We start from the raw sequence: 25,766 nt of genomic DNA, 5'->3' as shown, positions 1-25,766 counted from the left end.
GTACGGCACCCCCCAGCCCGGCCAGTACGGCGCCCCGCCGCAGCACGGCCCGGCGGGTCAGCAGCACCCTGCTCCGGGCCATTACGGCGCCCCCGGCCAGCCGGGTCAATACGGCGCTCCGGGTCAGCCGGGCCAGTACGGTGCGCCGGGCCAGTACGGTGCGCCGGGCCAGCCCGCTGCCGGTCAGCCGGGCCCCGGCCAGTACGGCACGCCGCCGCAGCCCGGTGTGTACGGAGCGCCGAGCCAGCCAGGCCAGCACCCCGCGCCCGGTCAGCAGGGCTGGGCCGCACCGCCCGCACCGCCCGCGCAAGGTGCACCTGGTCAGCAGAACTGGGCCGCACCGCCCGCGCAGGGCGCACCTGGTCAGCCGGGCGCACCTGGTCAGCAGAGCTGGGCCGCACCGCCTGCGCAAGGTGCGCCGGGTCGGCAGGGCTGGGCCGCGCCGCCGACCTCCGCGCCGCCCGCGTCCGCGCCGCCCGCGTCCGCGCCGCCCGCGTCCGCGCCGCCCGCGTCCGCGCCGCCCGCGCAGGGCTGGACGGCTCCACCGGTGTCGACGCCACCCGGTTGGAACGCACCTCCGGCCTCGACGCCGCCCGCTCAGGGCTGGAACGCACCACCCACGTCGACGCCGCCGGCGCAGCAGGGCCGGGCCGCACCTCCGGCGCCGGCGCAGCCCAGCTGGCAGCAGCCGCCCGCCGCCCCTCAGGGTGAGCAGGGTTGGGCAGCCGCGCCCGGCCAGGGCTGGGCGCCCCCGCCCGCAGCTCCGCAATCACCCGCCGCCCCACAGGCGTGGCAGCAGGCGGGCCACACGGGTGACCAGTCCTCGACGCCGCCCGCACCGTCCTGGCCATCGGCGCCGGGCCAGCCGGCTTCGCCCCCACCCGCGTACGCCCCACCAGCCTCAACCGCACCCGCCTCCGGCCCCCCGGCACCCGCCTCCGCCCCTCCGGCATTCGCACCGCCACCCGCAGGTGGCTCAGCGTTCGCGCCGCCGGCCTCGGCACCACCCGCGTTCGCGCCGCCGACCTCCGGAGCGCCCACGTCCGGCGGCCCCGCGTTCGAACCGCCGATGTCGGCTCCCCCGGCCTCGGCGCCGCCTTACGCACCGCCGCCGTTCGCGCCGCCATCCGCGGGCGGCCCCGCGTTCGCGCCGCCGGCGTCGGCACCCCCGACGTCAGCGCCGCCTTTCGCACCGCCGCCGTTCGCACCGCCGTCAGCGGGTGGTCCTGCGTTCGCGCCGCCGGCATCTGCGCCGCCTGCGTTCGGGCCGCCGACGTCTGGAGCACCTGTGTCCGGTGCGTCCGCGTTCGCGGCGCCCCCGGCGTACACCATGCCGTCCGCGTCGCCGTCGGAGTCGACGCCACCGGTTTCGGGGCCGCCGGCTTCCGCGCCGCCTGCGTTCACCATGCCGTCCGCGTCGCCGTCGGACTCGATGCCACCCGTTTCAGGGGGGCCGGCTTTTGCGCCGCCGCCAGCTTCGGCGCCGCCTGCGTTCACCATGCCGTCCGCGTCGCCGTCGGACTCGATGCCACCCGTTTCAGGGGGGCCGGCTTTTGCGCCGCCGCCGGGGGGTGGGCACGGGTCGTACACCATGCCATCCTCGACACCGTCGGACGCATTGCCGCCCGTGTCGACGCCGCCCGCCTTCTCGATCCCGTCGGCGAGCCCTTCGGAGTCGACGCCGCCGGTCTCCTCGCCCCCGAGCTGGGCGCCGGGTGGGCAGGCCGCGCCGAGTTGGGCACCGCCCCCGCCGGCGGGTGATTCGGTCTCGGCTCCGTTCGCGCCGGGCTGGGCCGCACCTTCGGCGCCCGCCGAGGAGGCGTCTGCCGCCCCCGGCTGGACACCTCCACCCGGTGAGGGGCAGCAGCAGGCCTACTCCCTGCCGACCGACCGGCCCGAGCTGCCCCCGCTGCACCAGACCGGCTGGGGAGCCCAGGAGCCGTCGGGCGCGGGCCCGGAGCGCGATGACCGGCCGCAGAGCGACAGGACGCCCGGCACGGTCTACCCGTCGAGCGGAGCACCGGCCAACCCGGCGCCCCCGGCGCACCAGCAGCCGCCCGCGATCCCCCCGCCTGCGGCCGACGAGACCCAGGTGGTGAGTGACGCGGGCCCTTCGCCCGCGGCCGACAGCTACGGAACATGGGCACGGAACCATCGCGGCTCTGCGGGCACAGTCTATGGCGGGCAAGGTGTCACCCCGGTGACAACAGCCCCGGCCGACGGCGGCAGCAGCCCTCTGGAGAACTCCGGCTCACTGACCGGGCACATCTTGAGCCAAGGTACGCAGGAAGAGGACGAGGACGACGATGAGCCGGCCAAGTCCAGCAATCTGAAAGTCATGGTCATCATCGCGGTCATCGTGGTGGTGCTCGTGCTCGGCGGCTACCTGGCCGTCACGCTCTCCAAGTCGTTCATGGAGGACATGTTCAGCGGCGTACCACAGAAATAGTGAACCGCGACACCTCGACGCGGGGTTGGCGGGCGGGATCGGATAAGCTGAAGGGTCTCCAATCGGAAGGTCCCAGCTCCTTGCTGCTCGCTGACCCCAGTTCGTTTCCCTCCATTTTCGAAGCCACCGACGAGCCCGAAGCCGGGCCCGGTTTCGCTGGCCTAGGACTGCCCAACAAGTTGGTGCGTGTGCTTGCCAACCAGGGCATCATCGATCCATTCCCGATCCAGACCGCGACCGTCCCTGACGTGCTCGCGGGCCGTGACGTGCTGGGCAGGGGGCGCACCGGCTCGGGCAAGACGCTCGCCTTCGGCCTGCCGCTGCTCGCCCGGCTGGCGGTCAGCGGGCGGTCCCGTCCGCATTCGCCGAAGGCGCTGATCCTGGTGCCGACGCGCGAGCTCGCGATGCAGGTCAATGACGCGTTGACGCCGCTGGCGAAGACGCTCGGCCTGTTCTGCAAGACCGCCGTCGGCGGTGTGCCCTATGACCGGCAGATCTGGTCGCTCGAGCGGGGGGTCGACGTGCTCGTCGCGACGCCCGGCCGCCTCGGTGACCTGATCAAGCGCGGCGTCTGCCGGCTCGACTCGGTGGAGATCACCGTGCTCGACGAGGCCGACCAGATGGCCGACATGGGCTTCCTCCCAGAGGTCACGGAGATCCTGCAGCAGACCCCGGCCACCGGCCAGCGCCTGCTCTTCTCCGCGACCCTCGACAAGGACGTCGACTCGCTGGTCCGCCGCTTCCTGATCGACCCGGTCACGCACTCGATCGAGCCTGCGACGGCCTCGGTCGGCTCCATGGACCATCACGTGCTGCTGGTCCCGCCGAATGACAAGTTCGCCATCGCCGCGTCGATCGCCGCCCGCAAGGGGCGCACGATCCTGTTCGTGAAGACGCAGATGGCCGTCGACGAACTGGTCGACCAGTTCGCGGCCGTCGGCGTGCGGGCAGGCGCCCTGCACGGCGGCAAGACGCAGCGGGTGCGCACGCGCACGCTGGCCGAGTTCAAAGAGGGCACGTGTGACGTGCTCGTGGCGACCGACGTCGCCGCCCGTGGGATTCACATCGACGATGTGTCGCTGGTCGTACACGTCGATCTCCCGCGGGACCAGAAGGACTACCTGCACCGCGCCGGTCGCACCGCGCGGGCCGGGGCGGCGGGCACGGTCGTGACGCTGGTGCTGCCGCGGCAGCGTCGGCGGGCTGCGGCACTGCTCGCGAAGGCCGGGGTCACCCCGACCGAGCTGCGGGTGCGGGCCGGCGATCCGGCGTTGGCCGAGGTCACGGGCGCCCAGCAGCCGAGTGGTGTGCCGGTGCGGATCCAACGCAGCGCTCCTTCGCACGGTGGCCGTCCGGCGCGGCGGCCGAGTCACGAACATGATCGTCGTCCACGGCGTTAGGTGACGACAGGGCGGTCCGCGAACGGTGCGGACCGCCTTTTTGTCGTACCCGTCGGATAACTTCGATGCATGACGGTGCTTCCTCGGGCGTTTGCTTGGCAGCGGACCGACACGACCGGCGGTGAGTTCGTCACCCTCGACGACCGCCGGGGCCTCTATGCGAAGGGTGTGGCCTTCGCCGCCGACAACGCGTTGTATTCCTGCCGCTATGACCTGCACACCGACGAGAGCTGGGCCAGCACGCGGCTGGAGGTGACGGCCGAGGGAGCGGGCTGGCGTCGGACGCTGCGGATGGAGCGCGCCGCCGGGCGCTGGCGGGTCACCACCGGCGAGCAGGGCGACCTGGAGCGGGTGCTGCCGACGGCGCCGTTCTCCGGCATCGAGGATCCTGACCGGTTGCATCACGTCCTCGACGTCGACCTCTACAACTCCCCGCTGACCAACACGTTGCCGGTGCGCCGGCTGGGCCTGCACCGCGCCGAGCCCGGCACCACGTCGACGATCGAGGCGGCCTGGGTCCTCCTGCCCAGCTTGGCGGTGCTGCCCCTCCAGCAGGTGTATGAGGTGCTGCCCGGCCGACGGGTGCGCTATTCGTCGGAGGGTTTCACGGCGGAGCTGGAGCTGAACGCCGATGGCTACGTCGTGGAGTATGAGGGGCTGGCGACGCTGGCTTAGCTCGCGGCTTGAGGCCGGCCTTCCCATTTCGTGGAGAGGGCGATCGCGGTGCGGGTGCGGGCGACGCCTTTGACGCGGTTGAGGTCGATGATGAGCCGTTCCAGGTCGCCGATCGTCTTCACGCGCGCCTTGCACAGAAACGATTCCTCGCCCGCCATGAAGTAGCAGGACTCGATCTCCTGATGCTCGCGCAGCGCCTCGAGGATGTCGTCGGTGTCGCCGCTGCTGTCGTGCACGATGCCGATGACGGCGGTCAGCGGCAGCCCCACGGCCTCCGGGTGGACCTCGGCCCGGTAGCCCTGGATGACGCCCGAGGACTCGAGCTTGCCGACGCGTTCATGCACGGCCGGCGCCGACAGGCCGACCTTCCGGGCCAGCTCCGCATATGGAAGACGGGCGTTGTCTCGAAGCAGGTCGATGAGTTGTCGATCGATCGCATCCATCCCGTCCAGCCTAATGGTCAGCGTTTTAGCACAGCTAATTACCCAACACGTGCGATTTCCTCGTTTCCCGGACACGGCACGCTAGCGGTGCTGTAATGGGCGTACATCCCAGGATGACTCGTGCTTTCAGCTTGCCGCATGGGGGTGCGCGGGCCCGATCGAGCCACCCATGGGTTAAGGAGGGGCCGTGGAGACGGGAGATCGTCTGCTGACGCCCGGCGAGGTCGCTGCCTTGTTTCGTGTGGATCCTAAAACGGTGACACGCTGGGCGGCGGCCGGCCGGATCAGCAGCATCCGAACCCCGGGAGGACACCGGCGGTTCCGGGAATCCGAGGTGCGGGCGCTGCTCGAAGGAGACGACGCGCTCGACGACACCTCTAACGGGAATGGCCGAGTTCACCCGACCAACGAGTGAACAAGGTGTGAGACACGCCGGCAGCGTCGAGGACTTTGCCGGCGATGAAGTCGACGAGTTGGGCGGCCGTGGCCGCCGCCCCGGCCGAGTAGAAGCCGGGGCTGGCGGGGAGGACCACGGCGCCGGCGTCGAGCAGGGCGATGAGGTGCTCCAGGTGGCTGCGGGTCACCGGGGTCTCCCGCGGGACGACGACCACCGGCCGGCGCTCCTTGAGGTTGACTTCGGCCGCCCGCTGCAGCAGGTCCTTGGAGAGCCCGATCGCGATGCCCGCGCACGCCGCGGTGCTCGCCGGCACGATGAGCATGCCCTTGACCTGATACGAGCCGCTGCTCGGACCGGCGGCAAGGTCACCGGCGGGCCAGTAGGTCACGTCCGCTCCGCCGATTGGCGCTTCCAGCCACTCGGCAAGATCGTCTTTCCAGTGGGCATCCCGGAAGGCGACGCCGGTCTCGTCGAGGATCGTCAGCCGGGCGGCGCGTGACACGACCAGGTCGACGGCTTCGCCCGCATCGAACAGTGCTCGGATCACCGCGGCCGCATATGGCGTGCCCGACGCCCCGGAAACTCCGACGACCCAGGGCCTGCGCTGATCCACCACGCGGTCAACTCTGCCACGTTCTTTGAGCTGCGCCTCATCTGACCGGCCCGCGCGGGAAAGTGTCATACCGGGTTGGCAGGATGGGTACATGGCACGCGGCTTTCCATATGCAGACCTCAACGAGTTCCTCGCCGCCCTCCAGCGGGCGGGTGAGCTGCATCGCGTGACCGCGCCGGTCGACCCGCACCTGGAGATCAGCGAGGTCGTCACGCGGACCGTCCGGGCGGGCGGCCCCGCGCTGGTGTTCGACAAGCCGACGCGCGGCGACATGCCGGTCGCGATCAACCTGTTCGGCACCGAGCGGCGCATGGCGATGGCGCTCGGCGTCTCCCACCTCGACGAGGTCGGCGAGCGCATCGGGGCGTTGGTCAAGCCGGAGCTCCCGGTCGGCTGGGCGGGCATCCGCGACGGCATCGGCAAGCTGCTCCAGCTCAAGGCCGTGCCCCCGAAGCACGTGAAGACCGCCCCGTGTCAGGAGGTTGTCTACAAGGGCGACCAGGTCGACCTCAACCGGCTCCCGGGCCTGCAGATCTGGCCCGACGACGGCGGGATCTACCACAACTTCGGCCTCACCCACACCAAGCACCCTGAGACCGGCAAGCGCAATCTCGGGCTCTATCGCCTGCAGCAGCACAGCCACAACACGCTCGGCATGCACTGGCAGATCCACAAGGACTCGACCGCACACCACGCGGTGGCCGAGCGGCTCGGTCAGCGCCTGCCGGTGGCGATCGCCATCGGCGCCGACCCGGTCGTCTCCTATTCGGCGAGCGCCCCGCTGCCGTCCGACATCGACGAATACCTGTTCGCCGGGTTCCTGCGCGGCGAGCGGGTCGAGATGGTCGACTGCCTGACCGTGCCGCTGCAGGTGCCGGCCAATGCGCAGATCGTGCTCGAGGGCTATCTGGAGCCCGGCGAGCGCCTGCCCGAGGGCCCGTTCGGCGACCACACCGGGTTCTACACGCCCGTCGAGGACTTCCCGGTGCTGCACATCGAGTGCATGACGACCCGCAAGCAGCCGATCTACCACTCGATCATCACGTCGAAGCCGCCGCAGGAGGACCTCGGCCTCGGCAAGGCGACCGAGCGCATCTTCCTGCCCCTGCTGAAAATCATGATCCCCGACATCGTGGACTACGACCTGCCCGCCGCCGGCGTCTTCCACAACTGCGTGATCGTGTCGATCCGCAAGCGCTATCCGAAGCACGCGCAGAAGGTGATGAGCGCCATCTGGGGCGCCCACCTGCTGTCGCTGTCGAAGCTCATCGTGGTCGTCGACGAGGACTGCGACGTGCACGACTATGCGGAGGTCGCCTTCCGCGCCTTCGGCAACGTCGACTACAAGCACGACCTGCTGATCACCGAAGGCCCGGTCGACCATCTCGACCACTCGTCCTATCAGCAGTTCTGGGGCGGCAAGGCCGGCCTCGACGCGACCCGCAAGGGCCCGAGCGAGGGCTACCATCGCGGCTGGCCGGAAGAGATGATCATGTCCCCCGAGGTTGTGGCGCGGGTCGACAAGCGCTGGAGAGAGTATGGATTCAAGTGACGCTCGCTGAGGCACCCCCGAGCCGGGTCAAGGCATTCCTGCGGCTCGTCGCGATCGAGCACTCGGTGTTCGCGCTGCCGTTCGCCTACCTGTCGGCGCTGACCGCCATGACCATCCACGGTGGCCACGTCAACTGGACCGACCTGCTCCTGGTGACGATCGCCATGGTCGGCGCCCGCACGTTCGCCATGGCCGCCAACCGGATCATCGACCGCCACATCGACGCCCGCAACCCACGCACCTCCCAGCGCGAGCTCGTCACCGGCGCCGTCAGCGTCCGCACCGCCTGGACCGGCGCCGCCGTGGCCCTGGTCGTGTTCCTCGGCGCCGCCGCCCTGCTCAACTGGCTCTGCCTGGCCCTCGCCCCGCTCGCCGTCGTGCCGCTGGTCCTCTATCCGTATGGCAAGCGCTTCACCAACTGGCCCCACGCCCTGCTCGGCCTCGCCCAGATGGTCGGCCCGGTCGGCGCCTGGCTCGCCGTCACGGGCGACCTGCACGGCTCCGGCCCCGCCTGGGTCCTCGGCGCCGCGGTCGGCCTGTGGATCGGCGGCTTCGACCTCATCTACGCCTGCCAGGACGCCACCGTCGACCGCGAGATCGGCGTCCACTCCGTCCCCTCCCGCTACGGCATCCCCTTCGCCCTCCACCTCTCCACCGCCGCCCACGTCGTGACGTTCGCCCTGTTCGTCTGGTTCGGCCAGCTCGTCGGCCTCGGCTGGCTCTGGTGGATCGGCCTCGCCGCCACCGCCGCCGCCTTCATCTACGAACACGCCATCGTCCGCCCCACCGACCTGTCCCGCGTCAACCGAGCCTTCTTCACCGCAAACGGCTTCGTGGGCATCGCCCTGTTCGTTTTCGCCCTCCTCGACCTGACCATCCTGGGCGGCCTCCGCCCCTGACAAGCCCACCCACCTCAGACGGCCGGCCGGGCCAGGCTGGTCGGCCGTCGCCCTGACCATGCCTGCGCAGCCTCCGCCCCGACTGCCTGCCCGGGTGCTCAATGACGATGACGAGCCGCTCAACCCAACGGGCTGCCAGGCCGACAAGGCTCGCCGGGCCGACAGGCTGAAGGGACCGACAGGCTGAAGGGACCGACAGGCTGAAGGGACCAACAGGCTGAAAGGACCGACAGGCTGACGGGCCACCACGCCACGGCCGGATGCGGCGCGGCGCACCTCAGCACCGCCGTCAACCCCCTGGCGAACTCGGCGCGCACCTCGACGCTGCCAAGGCCGAATTCGCCGACGTCGCGCACCGGACCGTGTCGCGTCGACGCGCTTCTGACGACCGTGCCGCCCTGGCTGGCTCGGTCCCGCCCGGTGGGCCACTCTGCGCAACCTTCGCCACGACGGGCTTCGGGGCTTCCGACTCAACGCCTGCTGAGTCAACGAGCTGCGCATTCAGGCCGCCACGCCATGGCCGGATCTGGTGCTGCCCGGTCGTGTCCACGTTGGTGGCGTGCGAGTGGCGCCGGCCATTTTCCCATGATCCGGAAGACTCTGTGTCGCCAGAGCAGCACAAACTCTTCCGGATCATCGAGAACCCATCACCGGCCAGACCCGAGCCCCGCGCACCTGATCACTCGCTCACCACCGAGGCGGACGTGACCTGCGGCCCGCCTCAGCACCGCCGTCAACCCCCTGGCGAACTCGGCGCGCACCTCAGCGGCGGCGCGACCCACCTCGGCACCGCCGTAAAACGGGCGCCCGCTGCGACGATGTGGTTGTCGTCGAAGTCCGGCTCAGCGTTCCAAGGCGTCGGGGTGGATTTGGGGAACCCCGGCGGCCACGGGGAGTGGGCGCCGGGGTTCGAAGCGCGGTCAGACGCCGGCGTACGAGTGGAGGCCGCTGGCGACGAGGTTGACGCCGAAGAGGTTGACCAGCATGGTGACCCAGCCGAGGACGGCGATCCATGAGGTGATGCGGCGGCTGACGCTCGGGGTCGAGCGGGCGTGGAGGTAGCAGGCGTAGACGACCCAGGCGATGAACGACCAGACCTCTTTGGGGTCCCAGTTCCAGTATCGGCCCCAGGCGGCTTCGGCCCAGATGGCGCCGGCGATGACGCCGAAGGTCCAGATGGGGAAGGCGAAGGCATGGACGCGGAAGGTGACGCGTTCGAGGACGTCGGCCTGGGGGATGCGTTCGCCGAGGCTGTACGGGAAGTTGCGCTTGCCCTGGTCGTGGCCGAGGCGGATCAGATGCATGGCGGCGGCGACGAAGCCGACGAGGAAGATGCCCGAGGCGATCGAGGCGGCGCCGACGTGGATGACCAGCCAGTAGGACTGCAGGGCCGGGACGAGGGGGCCGACCGGCACGTACAGCGTCATGCCGGCGATCGCGAGCAGGATCGATGCGACGAGGGTGACGAAGAGGCCCAGGTGGCGCAGGTTGCGCCACTTCGCCAGCACGACCAGCCAGGCCGAGACGCCGACCAGGGTGGCGGTCATGACGAACTCGTACATGTTGCCCCAGGGCGCCCGCTCGGCGGCGATGCCGCGGGTGACGAGGGCGCCGAGGTGGGCCAGGTAACCGAGGACGGTCAGGCCGACAGCGGCGAGGCCCGCCCGTCGAGCGACAGGGAAGGCCGTGTCCGAAATCTCCGAGACCACGTCAGGGCCGCCGGCGCCGACCAGGACCCGCTGGCCGACCACGCTTCGCGCGCCGAAGGCGTATTCGACGGCGTACGCCAGCATGGCCAGGACGTAGCTGAAGATCGTGACGACCAGCAGCTGATTCGACAATCCACCCATCAAACGACCTCCTTGACGTCAGTCTGCGCCACCTGGTCGGGCACGGTCACGGCAGGGGCCACCGCGGCGGCGATCGCGGCGAACTCCTCCGCGAAGCCCGGGTAGTCGCCGCGGGGCAGGCCGCCCGCGGACATGCCGGTCGGGGTGATGCGGAAGAAGACGCGGCGGCGCTTGCCGGTGAGCGAGCCGAGCAGGCCGATCAGCAGCGCGGCGGAGCCGGCCAGGACGATCGGCGAGCCGGGGTCGTGCCGGATCGAGATGCTGATCCACTGCTCGGTGCCGACGAACTCGACGGTCGTGCCGTCGGGGAGGGTGCCCTTGTCGCCGGGCTTGAGCATGACCGGGTCGCCGAACTTGGTGAGGCGCTTGGCGTCGATCTGGCGCTGGTCGAGCGTGTACACCGACAGGGGCGCGCCGGCGTCGAAGCCGAGGACACCCTGGTACGCCTGCAGCATGAGGCGCGGGTCGTTCTCCGCCGGGAAGGCCGACGAGGCAACGGACGGGTCCGACGGCAGTGTGGGCAGATAGACGCCGGAGAAGCCGATCTGGGCTTTCTCGTCGCGTGTACCGGTGGCAGGGTTGAGGTTCACGTCCGGGAACGTCGCGACGCCGTCGCTGGTGAGCATGCCGTCCTTGGGCAGGAACGCGGCCACCTGCTCGTGCGTTTTGCCGTACTTGTCGGTGTAGCGCAACCGCGGCGCGTAGCCGTGGCCGAGCAGGGAGACGTTGGCACCGTCGAGCCGCACCGGGTCGTTGACCTGCAGGACGTGCTTCGAGGAGCGGCCGTTCTGCGTGACGGTCACGTCGGCCTTGTAGGTGACGGGCTGGCCGTTGTCGAGGTAGGCCGCGGCGAACTTGTCCATCCGGACGCAGAAGCGCGGCAGGTCCCCCTCGCCGACCTGGGCGCCGAGGGCGTGCTCGTCGTAGTTGAGCAGCGTGTTGCAGAAGGCGAAGTCCTGCCCCTGGATCAGCAGCCGGTTGCCGTGCCAGCCGAACCACGACCCGTAGGCGACCCCGAGCAGCAGCGACAGCAGCGCGACGTGGAAGACGAGGTTGCCGGTCTCCTTCAGGTAGCCCTTCTCCGCGCTGATCTCGGTGACATCGCCCGTGACCCGGACAACGGTCCGGAACCGGCGGCGCCGCAGAACGGAAACAACCGATGCGGCAGACGCGACGGGCAGGTCGCCGGACGACGCCGGAAGCCGGGAGAATCGCGCGGGAGCGGGCGGCGGTTTGCGCAGCATCGCCACGAAGTGCGCCCGGAAGCGGGGCACCAGGCAGCCCACGAGCGAGATGAACAGCAGGATGTAGATCGCGGAGAACCACGGCGACGCGTACACGTCGAAGAAGAAGAACCGGTCGAGCGTCGGACCCCATTCGATGTTGTCCCGCAGATACTGGCGGACCTGCTCCGGCGACACGTTGCGCTGCGGCAGCACCGAGCCCGGGATCGCGGCCACGGCCAGCAGGAACAGCAACACCAGCGCGGTGCGCATCGAGGTGAGCTGGCGCCACGCGCGCCGGCACACGGAGATGATCCAGCGCATCATCAGAGCGGCACCAATCCGGGCCCGAGGTTGGCCGTGAGGGCGATCATGAGGTCGTGCCAGACGCCGGTGATGAGCGCGACGCCGACGAGGACGAGCAGCGCGCCGCCGATGCGGGTCACCCAGCGGCTGTTGCGCCGGATGAACTTGATGACGCCGATGAGCCGCTGGAAGCCCAGCCCCACGGCGATGAACGGCAGGCCGATGCCCAGGCTGTACGCGACGGCGAGGGTCACCGCCCGGGCCTGGGAGCCGCTGGTGGAGCCGAGCGCGATCATCGCGGCGAGCGTCGGGCCGGTGCACGGCGCCCACGACAGCGCGAAGACCACCCCGAAGACGGGCGCCCCGACCAGCCCCGCGGCAGGTAACCGCTGGATCCGCCATTGCCGCTCCAGCCCTGGCACGAGACCGATGAAGGCCAGACCGAGGACGATGACGATCACACCCGCGACGATCTCGATCGTGCGGCGGTGGACCATGAGCTGCATCGCGGCGCTGGTGGCCAGGACGATGAGGGTGACGAAGACGGCCGTGAACCCGGCGATGAAGAGCGAGATCCCGGCGATGACCCGGCCGCGGCGCTGCCCGGAGTCGAGGTCGGCGCCCGCCAGGCCGGTGACGTAGGAGAGGTAGCCGGGCACCAGCGGCAGGATGCACGGCGACAGGAAGCTGGCCAGCCCGGCGAGGACGGCGACCGCGACCGCACCCACCAGCGGTCCGCTGGTGGCGAAGTCGAAGACGCCGGCGAGCAGCATCGGTCAGGCCTGCTCGGCGAGCAGGTCGCGCACGATCGGCTCAAGGAGCTTCTGGTCGACCTGCATACGGATCACGGCGGCGATCCGGCCGGCGCGGTCGATGACGAGGGTCGCCGGGATCGAGTTGGGCGGCACCGCGAACTCCTGCGCGATCGACGCGGAGGGGTCGAAGATGCTGCCGTACGTCGGCTTGATGTCGGCGAGGAACGCCTTGGCCGGGTCGCGCTGGTCGTGCACGTTGACGCCGACGAAGAAGACCCCGTCGGCGCGAGTCGCGGCGTACACCTTCTCCAGCTCCGGAGCCTCGGTGCGGCACGGCGCGCAGTACGACGCCCAGAAGTTGACCACGACGACCTTGCCTTTTTGCGCGGCGAGGTCGAACGAGCCGGCGATGTCCATGTAGTCGCCGCGCACCGCGGGCGCGGCGACCCGGTCCGAGACGGAGATCTTGCGGCTGCCGAGGGCGTTCTGCGGGGTGGCGCTGTCGCAGGCGGCCAGCAGGGCAAGGGCGACGAAAGCCCCTAAGAACCGGTACAACATCAGGCGCCCTTCGCGTCACGTGCCGTCGGCGACATGGCGACCAGGTGCGCGGCCGGTTCGCTGTACGCCACCCCGACGATCTTCGTGTCCTCGAAGTGGAAGCTGGTGTAACTGGCGAGGTTGCACTCGCGCTTGCGGGGGTCGTGCCAGAGCCGCTTGCGCTCGACGTGCCGGCGCAGCGTCCAGATCGGCAGCTGGTGCGACACGCACACGGCCTGATGGCCCTCGGCGGCCTCCCTGGCGGCCATCAGCGCGGCGAACATGCGCGAGGCGATCGCCGTGTAGGGCTCGCCCCACGACGGGGTCACCGGGTCGCGCAGCACCCACCAGTTGCGCGGGTCGCGCAGCGCCCCGTCGCCGGCGCCGACCCGCTTGCCCTCGAAGAAGTTGCCGCTCTCGATGAGCCGCTCGTCGACGGCGGTCGACAGCCCGAACTGCTCGGCGATCGGCGACGCGGTCTGCTGGGCGCGCTCCAGCGGGCTGGCCACCACGTAGGTGATGTCCTTCACCGCGACGGCCTGGGCGGCGGCCTTGGCCATCTGCACGCCGAGCTCGGAGAGCCGGTAGCCGGGGAGGCGGCCGTAGAGGACCTTCTCCGGGTTGTGCACCTCGCCGTGGCGCAGCACATGCACGATCGTCTTCGTCGTCATGCCACCACCTCCGCGACGCTCCGGCGCCGACCTGCAGCGGTCATGAGAGCCCCCCAACCGTCATGACAGGCCGGCCGATGCGGCGGCCGCGGCGCGCGCGGCGGACGGCAGTGCGGCCGAGATGACGTCCAGTGCCTCGGCGCCGATCGCGGTGGAGACGAACCACGACTCGTAGGCGCTCGGCGGCAGGTAGACGCCGCGGGACAGCATCGTGTGGAAGAAGGCCTTGAAGGCGGCGACGTCCTGGGTGCGGGCGTCATCGTAGTCGTGCACCGGCTGTGCGGTGAAGAAGATCGAGAACATGCTGCCCGCTGTGGCGAGCGTGTGCGGTACACCCGCCGCCGCCAACGCATCGGAGGACAGCTTGCCGATCGTGGCGGCCGTCGCGTCGAGCTGCGCGTAGACCTCGGGGGTCGCGAGGCGCAGGGTCGCAAGGCCGGCGGCGCAGGCCAGCGGATTGCCCGACAGGGTGCCTGCCTGGTAGACGGGGCCGGCGGGGGCGAGCTGCGCCATGATCGTGGCGCGGCCGCCGAACGCGGCGGCGGGCAGGCCGCCGCCCATGACCTTGCCGAAGGTCCACAGGTCGGCGTCGACGGGCTCGAGGCCGGCCCAGCCCGCGGAGCTGACCCGGAAGCCGGTCATGACCTCGTCGAGGATGAGCAGCGCGCCGTGCCGGTGGGCGATCTCGGCGAGCTTCGCGTTGAACCCGTCGCGGGGCGCGACGACGCCCATGTTGCCGCAGGCGGCCTCGGTGATGACGGCGGCGATCGACTGGCCCTCCGCCGCGAAGGCCGCTTCGACCGCGGCGATGTCGTTGTACGGCAGCACGATGGTGTCCCCTGCCGCCGCGCCGGTGACACCGGGCGAGTCGGGCAGCGCGAGCGTCGCCACGCCGGAGCCGGCGGCGGCGAGCAGCGCGTCGACGTGGCCGTGGTAGCAGCCGGCGAACTTGACCACCTTGGACCGGCCGGTGAAGCCGCGGGCGAGCCGCAGCGCGCTCATCGTGGCCTCAGTGCCCGAGTTGACCAGGCGGACCTGCTCGACCGGGGTGCGCGCGACGATCTCCTCGCCGAGTGCCACCTCGCCAGGGGTCGGGGTGCCGAAGCTGGTGCCGTGCGCGGCCGCGGCGGTGATCGCACCGATCACCTCGGGGTGCGCGTGGCCGAGGATCAGCGGTCCCCACGAGCAGACGAGGTCGACATAGCGTCGCCCGTCGGCGTCCGTGAGCCAGCAGCCCTCGCCACCGACCATGAACCTGGGGGTGCCACCGACCGCGCGGAACGCCCGGACAGGTGAATTCACCCCGCCCGGCACGATGGCTTGAGCGCGGTCGAACAGTGCCTGCGAAGCCGGAGCGTCACCCGCATAGGGGCCGAGGCCGACGGAGTCAATACCTGTCACAGCCTGCCCATTCTGACAGCCTGCCCAGGACGGCGCCGACCGCCCCCGGGCGCCCTGTGCCCGACGCCACTGCGGGCGCTTGTCCACGTTAGGCTGTCAGCGTGGATCGACCGGATCTTTCCGTGACCGTGCGGCGCGCGCCGACCGAGACCGTAGTGGTGCTCGCCGGCGAGATCGACATGTCCACGGTCCAGCGGCTGGCGACGGCCGTCGATGAGATCCTCGGCGGCGACACCCCGACGCGGGTGGTCCTGGACATGGCCGGCGTGACGTTCTGCGACTCACAGGGGCTCGGCACGCTGGTCGTGCTCAGTCGCAAGGCGACCATGGCACAGAGCTATCTGGTGCTGGTCAATGTCGGCGCGTTCCTGATCCGGGTCCTGGACATCACGGGCCTCAGGGGCGCGCTGATGATCCAGGAGCATGCCTGACCGCCCTGGTCAGGGTCTCCATCGCCTTCTCCACCTGGGAGCGGCCGACCTCACCGCCGGCGGCGAGTCCCGCCTTGAGCAGCGCGGTCGCCTCGTCGACGGCGACGCCCGCGGCCCGCAGTTCGCCGTCGCGGACGCGGACCAGATCGGACTGCGCCGCGAGCTGCTGAGTCTTCGTCCACAGCTCGACGAACACGGACACCTTCGCCCGCAGGACCCACGGGTCGAACGGCTTCGTGAGGTAGTCGACGGCACCGGCGGCATAGCCCCGCAGCGCCAGGTGCGAGTCACGGTCGGCCGCGGTGAGGAAGATGATCGGCACGTGCCGGGTCCGCTCGCGGCGCTTGATGTGCCGGGCGGTCTCGAAGCCGTCCATCGTCGGCATCTGCGCGTCGAGCAGGATCAGGGCGAAGTCGTCCACCAGCAGGTGCTTGAGGGCGTCCTCGCCGCTGTCGGCGCCGACGGTCTGGACCGGCAACCCCTGCAGGATGGCCTCCAGGGCGAGGAGATTGTCGCGTCGGTCGTCGACGAGCAGCACCTTCGCCGGCCGGTCCGGTCCAGTCAAGGATGCGGCCCCTTTCTGACGTCATCGATCAACCTACACCGCGCGACCCTCCCCGTTTACCCACGCGGCCATCACGTCAAGCAGTTCGTCGAGATCGACCGGCTTGGTGATGTAGTCGCTGGCGCCGGCGGCCAGTGACGACTCGCGATCGCCGGGCATCGCCTTGGCGGTCAGGAACACCACCGGCAGCTTCGCGAAGCGCCGGTTGCGCCGGATCGCGCGGGTCGTCTCGTTGCCGTCCTGGTCCGGCATCATCGCGTCCATCAGCACGATGTCGACGCCGGGGTGCTCGGACAGCACACGCACCCCGTCGGCGCCGGTGTCGGCGTACAGCACCGTCATGCCGTGCAGCTCCAGGGCACTGGTCAGGGCGAAGACGTTGCGGACGTCGTCGTCGACGATGAGCACGGTCGCGCCGTCGAGCTGGTGCGCGGCCGCGGTCGGGCGGCGCTCCGGGGCGGGCAGCGCGCGCAGCATCGCCGGGCCGGGCGGCAGGCTGCGCACCGGCGGCAGCTGCTGCATCGGCACCGCGTGGATGGTCTGGGTGACCTCGGTCGCGATGACGTCCGGCAGGTACAGCGTGAAGGTGGCACCCCGCCCGACGTCCGAGGTGACCCCGATCGCGCCGCCGAGCAGCCGGGCGAGCTCGCGGCTGATCGACAGGCCGAGGCCGGTGCCACCGTATTTGCGGCTGGTGGTGCCGTCGGCCTGCTGGAACGCCTCGAAGATCAGGGCGACCTTGTCGTTGGAGATGCCGATGCCCGTGTCGCGGACCGCGAACGCGATCACCCGCCGGGCGCCGGCCAGGGTCGGCGACGTGAACTGCAGGTCGGGCGTCGCGACGCTGATGGCCAGCGTGACCGCGCCCTTCTCGGTGAACTTCACCGCGTTGGAGATCAGGTTGCGCAGGATCTGCTGGAGCCGCTGCGGGTCGGTGACGATCGCGGGCGGCAGCTCCTCGGCGGTGCTGACCGTGAAGTCCAGCCCCTTGTCCTCGGCCTGCGGCGCGAACGCCTGCTCCACGTAGGAGCGGATCTCGTCGAAGGAGACCTCGCCGGGCTCCACGTCCATGCGACCGGCCTCGATCTTCGACAGGTCGAGGATGTCGTCGATGAGCGCGAGCAGGTCGGAGCCCGCGTTGTGGATCGTCGCGGCGAACTCGATCTGCTTCGCGGTGAGGTTCGTGTCCGGGTTGTCGGCGAGCAGCCGGGACAGCAGCAGCATCGAGTTGAGCGGGGTGCGCAGCTCGTGGCTCATGTTGGCGAGGAACTCCGACTTGTACTGCGACGCCTGCGCCAGCTGCTGCGCCTTCTCCTCGAGGCCGAGGCGGGCCATCTCGATCTCGCGGTTCTGCTTCTCGATGTTGCCCTTCTGCTCCGACAGCAGCGTCGCCTTCTCCTCCAGCTCGGCGTTGGTGCGCTGCAGCTCGGCCGACTGGTCCTGCAGCTCCAGGGCGAGGCGCTGCGACTGCGACAGCAGCTCCTCGGTCCGCCGGTTGGCGAGGATCGTCTTGAGCGCCACACCGATGGTGACCACGAGCCGGTCGAGGAACGCCAGGTGCAGCTCGGAGAACGAGGCGACACCGGCGAACTCGATGACGCCGAGCGGCTCGCCCTCGAACAGCACCGGCAGGACGACGAGGTCGGCGGGCGGGGTCGCGGCGACCCCGGAGCGGACCTGGAGCCGGCCGTCCCGCGGGGCGCTGACCCGGATCGCGCGCCGCGACAGCGACGCCTGCCCGATCAGCCCCTCGCCGGGCGCGAAGCTGACCTCGGCGCCGGGCGCCATGTAGCCGTAGGACGCCTCCAGGCGCAGCCGCAGGCCGGACCCAGAGCCAGCCCCAGGGTCGGCGCCGGCCAGGAAGAACGCGCCGATCTGCGCGTCGACCAGCGGCGTCACCTCGGCCATGATCATGCGGCAGACCTCGCCGAGGTCGCGCTGGCCCTGCAGGAGGCCGCCGACGCGGGCCAGGTTGGAGTCGAGCCAGCCCTGCTCGGCGTTCTTCTTCGTCGTCTCGCGCAGCGTGACGATCATCTGGTTGATGTTGTCCTTGAGCTCGGCGACCTCACCGAGCGCCTCGACCGCGATCCGCTGGGTCAGGTCGCCGCGGGTCACGGCGGTGGACACCTGCGAGATGGCGCGCAGCTGGGTGGTCAGCGTGGAGGCGAGCTGGTTGACATTCTCCGTCAGGTCGCGCCAGGTGCCGGAGACGCCGCGGACCTGCGCCTGACCGCCGAGCTTGCCCTCGGAGCCGACCTCACGGGCCACGCGCGTGACCTCGTCGGCGAAGGAGGACAGCTGGTCGACCATCGTGTTGACCGTCGACTTCAGCTCCAGGATCTCGCCGTGCGCGTCGACGGTGATCTTCTGCGAGAGGTCGCCGCGGGCCACGGCCGTGGTGACCTGCGCGATGTTGCGGACCTGGGAGGTGAGGTTGGACGCCATCGAGTTGACGTTGTCCGTCAGGTCGCGCCAGGTGCCGGAGACGCCCTTGACCTGGGCCTGGCCGCCGAGCTTGCCTTCGGTGCCGACCTCCCGCGCGACACGGGTCACCTCGTCGGCGAACGACGACAGCTGGTCCACCATCGTGTTGACCGTCGACTTGAGGGCCAGGATCTCGCCCTGTGCATCGACGGTGATCTTCTGCGACAGGTCGCCGCGGGCCACGGCGGTGGCGACCTGCGCGATGTTGCGGACCTGGGCGGTGAGGTTGGAGGCCATGAAGTTGACGTTGTCGGTGAGGTCCCGCCACGTGCCGGCGACGCCACGCACCTGCGCCTGGCCACCGAGCTTGCCTTCGGTGCCGACCTCACGGGCCACACGGGTCACCTCGTCGGCGAACGACGACAGCTGGTCCACCATCGTGTTGACCGTCGACTTCAGCTCCAGGATCTCGCCCCGGGCATCGACCGTGATCTTCTGCGACAGGTCACCCCGCGCCACCGCCGTCGCGACCTGCGCGATGTTCCGCACCTGCGACGTCAGGTTCGACGCCATGAAGTTCACGTTGTCCGTCAGGTCCCGCCACGTGCCGGCAACACCCGTCACCTGCGCCTGACCACCGAGCTTCCCCTCAGTGCCGACCTCACGGGCCACACGCGTCACCTCGTCGGCGAACGACGACAGCTGGTCCACCATCGTGTTGACCGTCGACTTCAGCTCCAGGATCTCGCCCCGGGCATCGACCGTGATCTTCTGCGACAGGTCACCCCGCGCCACCGCCGTCGCGACCTGCGCGATGTTCCGCACCTGCGACGTCAGGTTCGACGCCATGAAGTTCACGTTGTCCGTCAGGTCCCGCCACGTGCCGGCAACACCCGTCACCTGCGCCTGACCACCGAGCTTCCCCTCAGTGCCGACCTCACGGGCCACACGCGTCACCTCGTCGGCGAACGACGACAGCTGGTCCACCATCGTGTTGACGGTGTCCTTGAGCTCCAGGATCTCGCCCTGCGCGACAACGGTGATCTTCTGCGACAGGTCGCCCCGCGCCACGGCGGTGGCGACCTGGGCGATGTTGCGGACCTGGCCGGTGAGGCTGGACGCCATCGAGTTGACGTTGTCGGTGAGGTCCTTCCAGGTGCCGGCCACGCCCGGCACGTCGGCCTGGCCGCCGAGCTTGCCCTCCGTGCCGACCTCGCGGGCCACCCGGGTCACCTGCTCGGCGAAGATCCGCAGCGTGTCGACGAGCGAGTTGATCGTCTCGGCGAGCTCGGCGACCTCGCCCTTGGCCGTCACCGTGATCTTCTGCGACAGGTCGCCGCGGGCCAGCGCCGTCGCCGCGGTGGAGATCGACCGGACCTGGCCGGTGAGGTTGGCGGCCATCGAGTTGACCGAGTCGGTGAGGTCGCGCCAGGTGCCGGCGACGCCGGTGACCTGCGCCTGGCCGCCGAGCTTGCCCTCCGTGCCGACCTCGCGGGCCACCCGGGTGACCTCGTCGGCGAACGACGACAGCTGGTCGACCATCGTGTTGACGGTGCGGCCGATGGTGAGGAACTCACCGCGCAGCGGGCGGCCGTCGATCTCCAGCGCCAGCTGCTGCGACAGGTCGCCCTCGGCGACGGCGACGATGACCCGGGCGATCTCCGTGGTGGGCCGGCCCAGGTCGTCGATGAGGCTGTTGACCGCGTGGATGCGGTCCAGCCACGCCCCCTCGAAGCCCTCCTCGTCGAGGCGCTCGGTCATGCGGCCCTCGCGGCCGACGACCCGGCTGATCCGCATCACTTCGCGGGTGTGCCGCAGCTTGAGCTCGGCGAGCCGGTTGAAGCGCTCGACCACCTCGCCGGGCAGCCCGTCGCGGCGGCTCAGCCGAAACTTGAGGTCGCCGGACGCCAACCGGTCCAGACCGGCGGACAGCTCCTCGAGCAGCAGCGTCTCGGGACTCTTCTGGGTGACTTCTTCGACTGTGGTCATAGCGTCTCCACCGGTCTCGGGGGCAGGCGGTGTCCACCCATCGTCGTCTCCAGGTTGGATTGTTACCACCGTTCGGTAGAGACTGCGAGGTGTGAACGCCCCGACCGTCCGGAGGATCCGACTCCCGGCCGACCATAGCTCTCCTGGGCTGGCCCGCGAAGCGATCCGGACGATCGTGCACGAACGGGACCTGGGCGCGATCCTCGACGAGGCGCTGCTGCTCGTGACCGAGCTGACCACCAACAGCGTCGTGCACGCCCGCACCGAGGTCGACGTCGAGATGACCGCCATCGACACCTCGCTGACGGTCACGGTCCTGGACTTCAAGCCGGGCACCGTGACGCCCAACATCCCCGTGCCCGGCGCCACCGTCACGGATCTGGACGAGCGCGGGCGCGGGCTGCTGCTGGTCAACCAGCTGGCGTCCTCCTGGGGCACGCTGCACTTCGGCGGTGGCAAGGGCGTCTGGTTCCGGCTCGACAAGCCGGGCGCGCCTTTCGGGAAAAGCGACATCGCGCCACCCGCCTTCGAGGCACCCGTCGCGCCGGCCCCGGAGGCGCTCGGCGCGCTGGGCTGGTCCGGCACCGGCACTTCCCTGACCGAGGTCGCCGAGGAGCTGCTGCAGCGGCTCGTCGGCGTGATCAACGCGTCCGGCGCCGCGCTGACCCTCGACGAGGGTGCCGGCCCGCACACGGTCGCCGCCGTCGGCCGGCTCACCGGCACCGTCGACAGCGGACGGCGCGTCCCGCTGCGGGTCACCAAGCCGTGGCGGGCGGAGCTGCTCGTCGCCGGCGGTGGCGGCAACCCCTACGCGCGCCCACTGACCTCCCTCGCCGCCGACCGGCTGATGCTGCTGGTCGAGAACCACCGGCTGCGCCGCGCCGACTCGGAGCGGCGCACCTGGCTGACGTTCCTCGCCGACGCCAGCGAGCTGCTCGCCCAGTCCCTCGACGTCGAGCTGACCCTGGCGCTGATCCCGCGCCTGGTGGTGCCCCGGCTCGGCACCTGGTGCGCGATCCACGCCGCCGACGCCGGCGGTGAGCTGCGGCTGGCCGCAGCCGCGCACGCCGACGAGGCGATGCTCACCGAGCTGCTCGACACGCTCGCGGAGGCGGGCCCGCAGCTGAAGGAGGCGATGGGCACCGACGCGGTGGTGCCGCTCGGCCCTCCGCTGGAGGGTTATGTCGTCGCGCTCATCGCCCGCGGGCAGCACCTGGGCACGCTGACCGTCGGCGGCGGCCGGGACACGTGGCAGCGCAGCGAGGAGGTCGCCGTCGTCGAGGACGTGGCCCGGCGCGCCGCGCTCGCGATCGACAACGCGAACATCCACGCCGAGCGGCGCAGCATCGCCCAGGAGCTGCAGCGCTCGCTGCTACCGCCGCAGCTGCCGAAGGCCGACGGCGTGGAGTTCGGCGCCGAATACGTGCCGACCGGCGAAGGGGTCGACGTCGGCGGCGACTTCTATGACGTGGTGCCGCTGTCCGGCCGCCGGTGGCTGGTCGTCGTCGGCGACGTGTCGGGCAAGGGCGTGCAGGCGGCGACGGTGACAGGGTTGGTACGAGACGTGACCCGCGTCCTGGTGCGCGACGGCCGGCCGATGCCCGAGACGCTCAAGCGGATCAACGAGACGCTGCTGGAGCGCGGGGCCGGCCGCTTCTGCACCCTCTGCCTGGCGGAGATCCTGCGCCGGCCCGACGGCACGCTCGACGTGGCCCTGCACCTGGCCGGGCACGACCAGCCGGTGCTGCTGCGGGCCGACGGCAGCACCGAGCTGGCCGGCAAGTGCGGCACCGCCCTGGGTCTGCTCGACAGGATCAGCACCCCGCGCACGCAGATCACGCTGCGGCCCGGCGACACGCTGATCTTCTACACCGACGGCGTCACCGAGCGCCGCCGCGGCACGGAGCTGTTCGGCGTCGACCGGCTGCGTGAGGAGGCGGCGCTGCTGGCCGGCTTCCCCGCCGACGTGGTGGTGGCCCGCCTGCGCGCGACGACGCTGGGCTTCTCCCCGGAGTCCCCCCGCGACGACATCGCCATCTTCGCCGTCCGCAACGACACCTAGAAACCGCGCAGCCGTAGCAGCTCTTCGTAGACGTCGGCGGGGTGCGCGTTGAGGTCGTACCGGCTGAGCAGGAACAAATGCTCGCCCGCGTCGATTTCGAGGAGCTCGCTGCGCATGCCGCCCCGGGAGCGGGCGTCGACCCGCATCCGCTCCACCTGCGCCCAGTCGAGCCGGCGGCGCCCCGCGTAGCCGCTGACGACGGTGATCCCTTCGAGGTCCGCGGCGAGCCGGACGGGCGCGACGACGTCACGCAGCGCATAGACGGCGAGGATGACCGCGGCGATCAGCGCGGCGGCGAACGCCCGGCGGTCGCCTGCGGCGAAGAAGCCCGCGAGCAGCAGGCCGATCGCCGCGCAGCCTTTCAGCGCCGTGAACCCCTTCGACACCCGCCACCGCAGGTCGGTGCCGGCCTCGGCCGGCCGCGGTGTCGAGCCGGAGAAGGCGCCGCTGCGGATGTCCATGCCACCAGCATGCGCTATTTCGTCTTCGTGATCGAGGTGGCGGTGACCGTACCGTCGGCGTTCTGGCCGACGATCGTCACGCTGGAGCCGGCGGTGAGGTCCTTCAGCGCGCCGGGCGCCGAGACGGTGGTCGTGCCGCTGGTCTTCACGATCAGCGTCTGACCGTCGGCGGTCTCCACATAGACGGTGGTGCCGTCGACGAGCTTGACGGTGCCCGTGATCCCGCCGCCGCGGGCCCCGGTCTGCGTGCCGGTGCCGGCCTGCCCCCCGTTGTTGAACCCGCCGCGGCCCGCGAACTGGCTGGCCAGGGCGGCCGGGTTGGCGCCGCCGGGCACACCGGTCGCGGCCGGCGCGGTCCCGTAGCTCTTCTGCACCTGCGCGCCGCCGACGAAGCCCGCGACCAGCAGCGCCAGCCCGGCCAGGACGAAGGTTGCGCGGTTGGCCAGCCGGCGCGGCGCCGCCTTGGTGATCCGCTCGTTCAGGTCGTCGTCGAGCGGCTGCGCGAGAAGGTCGTCCGACTCCTCGAAGAGCACCGGTTCAAGGATCTCCGTGTCCGAATTGTCGATCTCGTCGATCGAGGCGGACGCGTTCGGCCGGCGAAAGGCGTGGCTCACAGGAATCTCCTCGTCGACTGCCGTGCGGAGCGGACCGGGTTGCGATGCCCGCGAGGGGTCAGGCACCACAACCCGGACCGGCCCGCACGGACGGACCTACTCATAGCGAAGTGCTTCGATGGGGCGCAGGCCGGCGGCGCGGCTGGCCGGGTAGCTGCCGAAGAACAGCCCGATCGCGACCGAGAACCCCAGCGCCAGGAAGACCGAGCTGGGCACGATGACAGGCTGGATGCTGACAATGGTGAAGCGGCTGCCGATCACCGCGGCGGCGACGCCCAGCAGCCCGCCTATCAGGCTGAGCACGGTCGCCTCGACCAGGAACTGGGTGAGGATCGTGCGCTTCGGCGCGCCGAGCGCCTTACGGATGCCGATCTCCCGGGTCCGCTCGGTGACGGTGACCATCATGATGTTGGTGATGCCGATCCCGCCGACCAGCAGGCTGATCCCGGCGACGGCGCCGAGCAGTAGGGTGAAGGTCTCCGCGGTGTTCGCCCGGGTCTCCAGCAGCTGCGAGGCGTTCTGGATGCGGTATGCGCTGGTGCTCGACCCGGTGATGTTGAGCTTGGCGTTGAGGATCGCGGTCACCTCGCTCTGCGCGTCGGTGACGTCCTCCGGCGAGGTGGCCTGGATCAGCAGCTGGTTCAGCGAGCCGTAGCCGGTCAGCGACTCCTGCACCGCGCTGACGGGCGCGACCGCGACGTCGTTGGGGTCGGTGAAGCCCGTGCCGCCCTTGTCGGCGAGGACCCCGACGACGGTGAAGAGCTTGCCGGCGACGGTGACCTGCTTCGACAGCGGGTCGACGGTGCCGAAGAGCTCCTCGGCGACGGTCTTGCCGATCACGACGACCTTGCGGGAGTCCTTGACGTCCTCGTCGGTGAAGAGCGAACCCTTGGCGACCTTGAAGTTCGAGGCCGCGACCCAGCCCGGGTACGTGCCGACGAACTGCGCGATCGTGTGGTCGGTGCCCTCGTAGGTGGCCGACTGGGAGCCGGTGACGACCGGCGAGACGCTGCGCACATGCGGCGCCTCGGCCTTGTCCTCCAGTGCCGGCACCAGGTCCATGTTGAGCGCGGTGCTCGTCGTCGAGGCCGCGCCGCGGGCGCCACCGCCACCGCCGGCGGTGACCGTCAGCGTGTTGGTGCCGAGCGCCTCGATCTGCCGCTGGACCGCCTGCGCGGAGCCGTTGCCGACCGCGACGAGCAGGATGACCGCGGCGACGCCGATGAGGATGCCCAGCACGGTGAGGCTGGAGCGCAGCTTGTTGGCGGTGATCGCGCGCAGCGCGAAGCGGATCGTCTCGAAGAGGTTCACTTCAGCCGCTCATCCTGGACGATGTGTCCGTCGACGAGCCGGATCAGTCGCTTCGCCCGCTCGGCGACGTCCGGCTCGTGGGTGATCAGCACGATCGTCCGGCCCGACGCGCTGAGCCGGTCGAAAACGGCGAGGACGTCGTTGGTGGACTGCGTGTCGAGGTTGCCGGTGGGCTCGTCGGCGAGGACGAGCGCCGGCGCGGTGACCAGCGCCCTGGCGACCGCGACCCGCTGCTGCTGGCCGCCGGAGAGCTGGTTGGGCTCGTGGTCGGCGCGGTCGGCGAGCCCGACCATGGCGAGCGCGAGGTTGGCCCGTCGGCGGCGCTCGGCGCCCTTGACCCCCGCGTAGGCGAGCGGCAGCTCGACGTTGGCGAGCGCGGTGGTCCGGGCGATGAGGTTGAACGCCTGGAACACGAAGCCGATCCGCCGGTTGCGCACGAGCGCGAGCTGCCGGTCGTTGAGCCGGCTCACGTCGACGCCGTCGAGGAGATACCTGCCGGTCGTCGGGATGTCGAGGCAGCCGAGGATGTTCATCAGCGTCGACTTGCCGGACCCCGACGAGCCCATGATCGCCACGTAGTCGCCGCGCTCGACGGTGAGCGACACCCCGCGCAGGGCCTGGACCTCGGTCTCGCCCTGTCCGTAGATCTTTCGGACGTGCTGCACGTCGAGCACCGGGCTCGGGCCCGTGCCCTGCGACGCCGCCGTCTCGTGCACCGGAACGCCCATGTCCACGGCT

General features: G+C 70.8%; 24 protein-coding genes. 9 read left to right on the top strand and 15 right to left on the bottom strand.

The window, feature by feature from the left end; genetic code table 11:
* The first annotated feature begins 564 nt into the window (after positions 1-564).
* Positions 565-711 (top strand): hypothetical protein, encoded by a 147-nt coding sequence (locus tag ABZS58_RS25585; RefSeq protein ID WP_354785543.1) that lies wholly within the window; start codon positions 565-567, stop codon positions 709-711.
* Positions 712-1,098: 387 nt separating this feature from the next.
* Here ABZS58_RS25585 and ABZS58_RS25580 read toward each other — a convergent pair whose 3' ends face one another.
* The gene (locus tag ABZS58_RS25580) at positions 1,099-1,593 is read right to left on the bottom strand and encodes a hypothetical protein (protein WP_354785541.1); all 495 of its coding nucleotides are present in this window, start codon (positions 1,591-1,593) and stop codon (positions 1,099-1,101) included.
* A gap of 607 nt (positions 1,594-2,200) precedes the next feature.
* Here ABZS58_RS25580 and ABZS58_RS25575 point away from each other — a divergent pair.
* From ABZS58_RS25575 to ABZS58_RS25565, 3 genes are all read left to right on the top strand, one after another.
* Positions 2,201-2,449: a hypothetical protein gene (locus ABZS58_RS25575; protein ID WP_354785539.1), complete on the top strand. Its 249-nt coding sequence runs from the start codon at positions 2,201-2,203 to the stop codon at positions 2,447-2,449.
* Between the two features lie 113 nt (positions 2,450-2,562).
* Positions 2,563-3,849, top strand: a complete 1,287-nt coding sequence (locus ABZS58_RS25570; protein ID WP_354785657.1) for a DEAD/DEAH box helicase — start codon at positions 2,563-2,565, stop codon at positions 3,847-3,849.
* Positions 3,850-3,918: 69 nt separating this feature from the next.
* Positions 3,919-4,524 (top strand): putative glycolipid-binding domain-containing protein, encoded by a 606-nt coding sequence (locus tag ABZS58_RS25565; protein ID WP_354785537.1) that lies wholly within the window; start codon positions 3,919-3,921, stop codon positions 4,522-4,524.
* Here ABZS58_RS25565 and ABZS58_RS25560 read toward each other — a convergent pair.
* Positions 4,521-4,967 carry an Lrp/AsnC family transcriptional regulator gene (locus ABZS58_RS25560; RefSeq protein WP_354785535.1) on the bottom strand — a complete coding sequence of 149 codons (447 nt, stop codon included), beginning with the start codon at positions 4,965-4,967 and terminating at the stop codon, positions 4,521-4,523. The genes ABZS58_RS25565 and ABZS58_RS25560 overlap by 4 nt on opposite strands.
* Positions 4,968-5,154: 187 nt before the next feature.
* On the opposite strand from ABZS58_RS25560, the gene ABZS58_RS25555 reads away from it, so the two are divergent.
* The gene (locus tag ABZS58_RS25555; protein WP_033363294.1) at positions 5,155-5,382 is read left to right on the top strand and encodes a BldC family transcriptional regulator; all 228 of its coding nucleotides are present in this window, start codon (positions 5,155-5,157) and stop codon (positions 5,380-5,382) included.
* Here ABZS58_RS25555 and ABZS58_RS25550 read toward each other — a convergent pair.
* Positions 5,345-5,977 carry a UbiX family flavin prenyltransferase gene (locus tag ABZS58_RS25550; RefSeq protein WP_354785655.1) on the bottom strand — a complete coding sequence of 211 codons (633 nt, stop codon included), beginning with the start codon at positions 5,975-5,977 and terminating at the stop codon, positions 5,345-5,347. The two genes, ABZS58_RS25555 and ABZS58_RS25550, sit on opposite strands and share 38 nt — an antisense overlap.
* A gap of 91 nt (positions 5,978-6,068) precedes the next feature.
* Here ABZS58_RS25550 and ABZS58_RS25545 point away from each other — a divergent pair, with 91 nt between their 5' ends.
* Together ABZS58_RS25545 and mqnP are read left to right on the top strand one after the other, a co-directional pair.
* Positions 6,069-7,529 (top strand): menaquinone biosynthesis decarboxylase, encoded by a 1,461-nt coding sequence (locus ABZS58_RS25545; RefSeq protein ID WP_354785533.1) that lies wholly within the window; start codon positions 6,069-6,071, stop codon positions 7,527-7,529.
* Entirely contained in the window at positions 7,526-8,428 is a 903-nt protein-coding gene (gene mqnP, locus ABZS58_RS25540) for a menaquinone biosynthesis prenyltransferase MqnP (protein ID WP_354785531.1), read from the top strand. Before ABZS58_RS25545 ends, mqnP begins: the two co-directional genes overlap by 4 nt.
* Positions 8,429-9,348: 920 nt before the next feature.
* Here mqnP and ccsB read toward each other — a convergent pair.
* The 6 genes from ccsB to hemL are packed head-to-tail and all read right to left on the bottom strand — an operon-like array spanning position 9,349 to position 15,171.
* A complete protein-coding gene (gene ccsB / locus ABZS58_RS25535; protein ID WP_354785529.1) occupies positions 9,349-10,278 on the bottom strand; it encodes a c-type cytochrome biogenesis protein CcsB in 930 nt (309 codons plus the stop codon).
* Positions 10,278-11,828: a cytochrome c biogenesis protein ResB gene (locus tag ABZS58_RS25530; RefSeq protein ID WP_354785527.1), complete on the bottom strand. Its 1,551-nt coding sequence runs from the start codon at positions 11,826-11,828 to the stop codon at positions 10,278-10,280. The genes ccsB and ABZS58_RS25530 overlap by 1 nt, the downstream gene beginning before the upstream one ends.
* On the bottom strand, positions 11,828-12,580 hold the full coding sequence (locus ABZS58_RS25525) for a cytochrome c biogenesis protein CcdA (protein WP_354785525.1): 753 nt from the start codon (positions 12,578-12,580) through the stop codon (positions 11,828-11,830). The genes ABZS58_RS25530 and ABZS58_RS25525 overlap by 1 nt, the downstream gene beginning before the upstream one ends.
* Positions 12,581-12,583: 3 nt before the next feature.
* Positions 12,584-13,120 carry a TlpA disulfide reductase family protein gene (locus ABZS58_RS25520; protein ID WP_354785523.1) on the bottom strand — a complete coding sequence of 179 codons (537 nt, stop codon included), beginning with the start codon at positions 13,118-13,120 and terminating at the stop codon, positions 12,584-12,586.
* Positions 13,120-13,770 carry a histidine phosphatase family protein gene (locus tag ABZS58_RS25515; RefSeq protein ID WP_354785521.1) on the bottom strand — a complete coding sequence of 217 codons (651 nt, stop codon included), beginning with the start codon at positions 13,768-13,770 and terminating at the stop codon, positions 13,120-13,122. Before ABZS58_RS25515 ends, ABZS58_RS25520 begins: the two co-directional genes overlap by 1 nt.
* A gap of 60 nt (positions 13,771-13,830) precedes the next feature.
* Entirely contained in the window at positions 13,831-15,171 is a 1,341-nt protein-coding gene (gene hemL / locus ABZS58_RS25510; RefSeq protein ID WP_354785519.1) for a glutamate-1-semialdehyde 2,1-aminomutase, read from the bottom strand.
* Between the two features lie 101 nt (positions 15,172-15,272).
* Between hemL and ABZS58_RS25505 the strand changes: the two genes are divergently transcribed.
* Entirely contained in the window at positions 15,273-15,602 is a 330-nt protein-coding gene (locus tag ABZS58_RS25505) for an STAS domain-containing protein (RefSeq protein ID WP_354785517.1), read from the top strand.
* On the opposite strand, the gene ABZS58_RS25500 is transcribed toward ABZS58_RS25505, so the two are convergent.
* Together ABZS58_RS25500 and ABZS58_RS25495 are read right to left on the bottom strand one after the other, a co-directional pair.
* A complete protein-coding gene (locus ABZS58_RS25500; RefSeq protein ID WP_354785515.1) occupies positions 15,568-16,167 on the bottom strand; it encodes a response regulator in 600 nt (199 codons plus the stop codon). The genes ABZS58_RS25505 and ABZS58_RS25500 overlap by 35 nt on opposite strands.
* Before the next feature lie 33 nt (positions 16,168-16,200).
* A complete protein-coding gene (locus tag ABZS58_RS25495) occupies positions 16,201-20,580 on the bottom strand; it encodes a HAMP domain-containing protein (protein ID WP_354785513.1) in 4,380 nt (1,459 codons plus the stop codon).
* A gap of 91 nt (positions 20,581-20,671) precedes the next feature.
* Here ABZS58_RS25495 and ABZS58_RS25490 point away from each other — a divergent pair, with 91 nt between their 5' ends.
* Entirely contained in the window at positions 20,672-22,642 is a 1,971-nt protein-coding gene (locus ABZS58_RS25490; RefSeq protein ID WP_354785511.1) for a SpoIIE family protein phosphatase, read from the top strand.
* On the opposite strand, the gene ABZS58_RS25485 is transcribed toward ABZS58_RS25490, so the two are convergent.
* The 4 genes from ABZS58_RS25485 to ABZS58_RS25470 form a co-directional block, all read right to left on the bottom strand.
* A complete protein-coding gene (locus ABZS58_RS25485) occupies positions 22,639-23,103 on the bottom strand; it encodes a PH domain-containing protein (protein WP_354785509.1) in 465 nt (154 codons plus the stop codon). The two genes, ABZS58_RS25490 and ABZS58_RS25485, sit on opposite strands and share 4 nt — an antisense overlap.
* 14 nt (positions 23,104-23,117) lie before the next feature.
* Entirely contained in the window at positions 23,118-23,717 is a 600-nt protein-coding gene (locus tag ABZS58_RS25480) for a hypothetical protein (RefSeq protein ID WP_354785507.1), read from the bottom strand.
* Positions 23,718-23,813: 96 nt separating this feature from the next.
* On the bottom strand, positions 23,814-25,028 hold the full coding sequence (locus ABZS58_RS25475; RefSeq protein WP_354785505.1) for an ABC transporter permease: 1,215 nt from the start codon (positions 25,026-25,028) through the stop codon (positions 23,814-23,816).
* Complete coding sequence (locus ABZS58_RS25470; RefSeq protein WP_354785503.1) at positions 25,025-25,756, bottom strand: ABC transporter ATP-binding protein; 732 nt, start codon at positions 25,754-25,756, stop codon at positions 25,025-25,027. The genes ABZS58_RS25475 and ABZS58_RS25470 overlap by 4 nt, the downstream gene beginning before the upstream one ends.
* Positions 25,757-25,766 lie beyond the last annotated feature (10 nt).

This window comes from Dactylosporangium sp. NPDC005555 (genome assembly GCF_040605635.1).
GTDB lineage: Bacteria > Actinomycetota > Actinomycetes > Mycobacteriales > Micromonosporaceae > Dactylosporangium.
The sequence above is the reverse complement of the archived record's forward strand: the minus strand, read 5'-3'. Positions and strand labels throughout refer to the sequence as shown.

Coding starts and splice junctions, on each gene's coding strand:
- ABZS58_RS25530 (WP_354785527.1), bottom strand. CDS start 11,828: ATGATGCGCTGGATCATCTCCGTGTGCCGGCGCGCGTGGCGCCAGCTC.
- ABZS58_RS25580 (WP_354785541.1), bottom strand. CDS start 1,593: ATGGTGTACGACCCGTGCCCACCCCCCGGCGGCGGCGCAAAAGCCGGC.
- ABZS58_RS25520 (WP_354785523.1), bottom strand. CDS start 13,120: ATGTTGTACCGGTTCTTAGGGGCTTTCGTCGCCCTTGCCCTGCTGGCC.
- ABZS58_RS25565 (WP_354785537.1), top strand. CDS start 3,919: ATGACGGTGCTTCCTCGGGCGTTTGCTTGGCAGCGGACCGACACGACC.
- ABZS58_RS25560 (WP_354785535.1), bottom strand. CDS start 4,967: ATGGATGCGATCGATCGACAACTCATCGACCTGCTTCGAGACAACGCC.
- ABZS58_RS25495 (WP_354785513.1), bottom strand. CDS start 20,580: ATGACCACAGTCGAAGAAGTCACCCAGAAGAGTCCCGAGACGCTGCTG.
- ABZS58_RS25545 (WP_354785533.1), top strand. CDS start 6,069: ATGGCACGCGGCTTTCCATATGCAGACCTCAACGAGTTCCTCGCCGCC.
- ABZS58_RS25515 (WP_354785521.1), bottom strand. CDS start 13,770: ATGACGACGAAGACGATCGTGCATGTGCTGCGCCACGGCGAGGTGCAC.
- ABZS58_RS25470 (WP_354785503.1), bottom strand. CDS start 25,756: ATGGGCGTTCCGGTGCACGAGACGGCGGCGTCGCAGGGCACGGGCCCG.
- ABZS58_RS25525 (WP_354785525.1), bottom strand. CDS start 12,580: ATGCTGCTCGCCGGCGTCTTCGACTTCGCCACCAGCGGACCGCTGGTG.
- ABZS58_RS25485 (WP_354785509.1), bottom strand. CDS start 23,103: ATGGACATCCGCAGCGGCGCCTTCTCCGGCTCGACACCGCGGCCGGCC.
- ccsB (WP_354785529.1), bottom strand. CDS start 10,278: ATGGGTGGATTGTCGAATCAGCTGCTGGTCGTCACGATCTTCAGCTAC.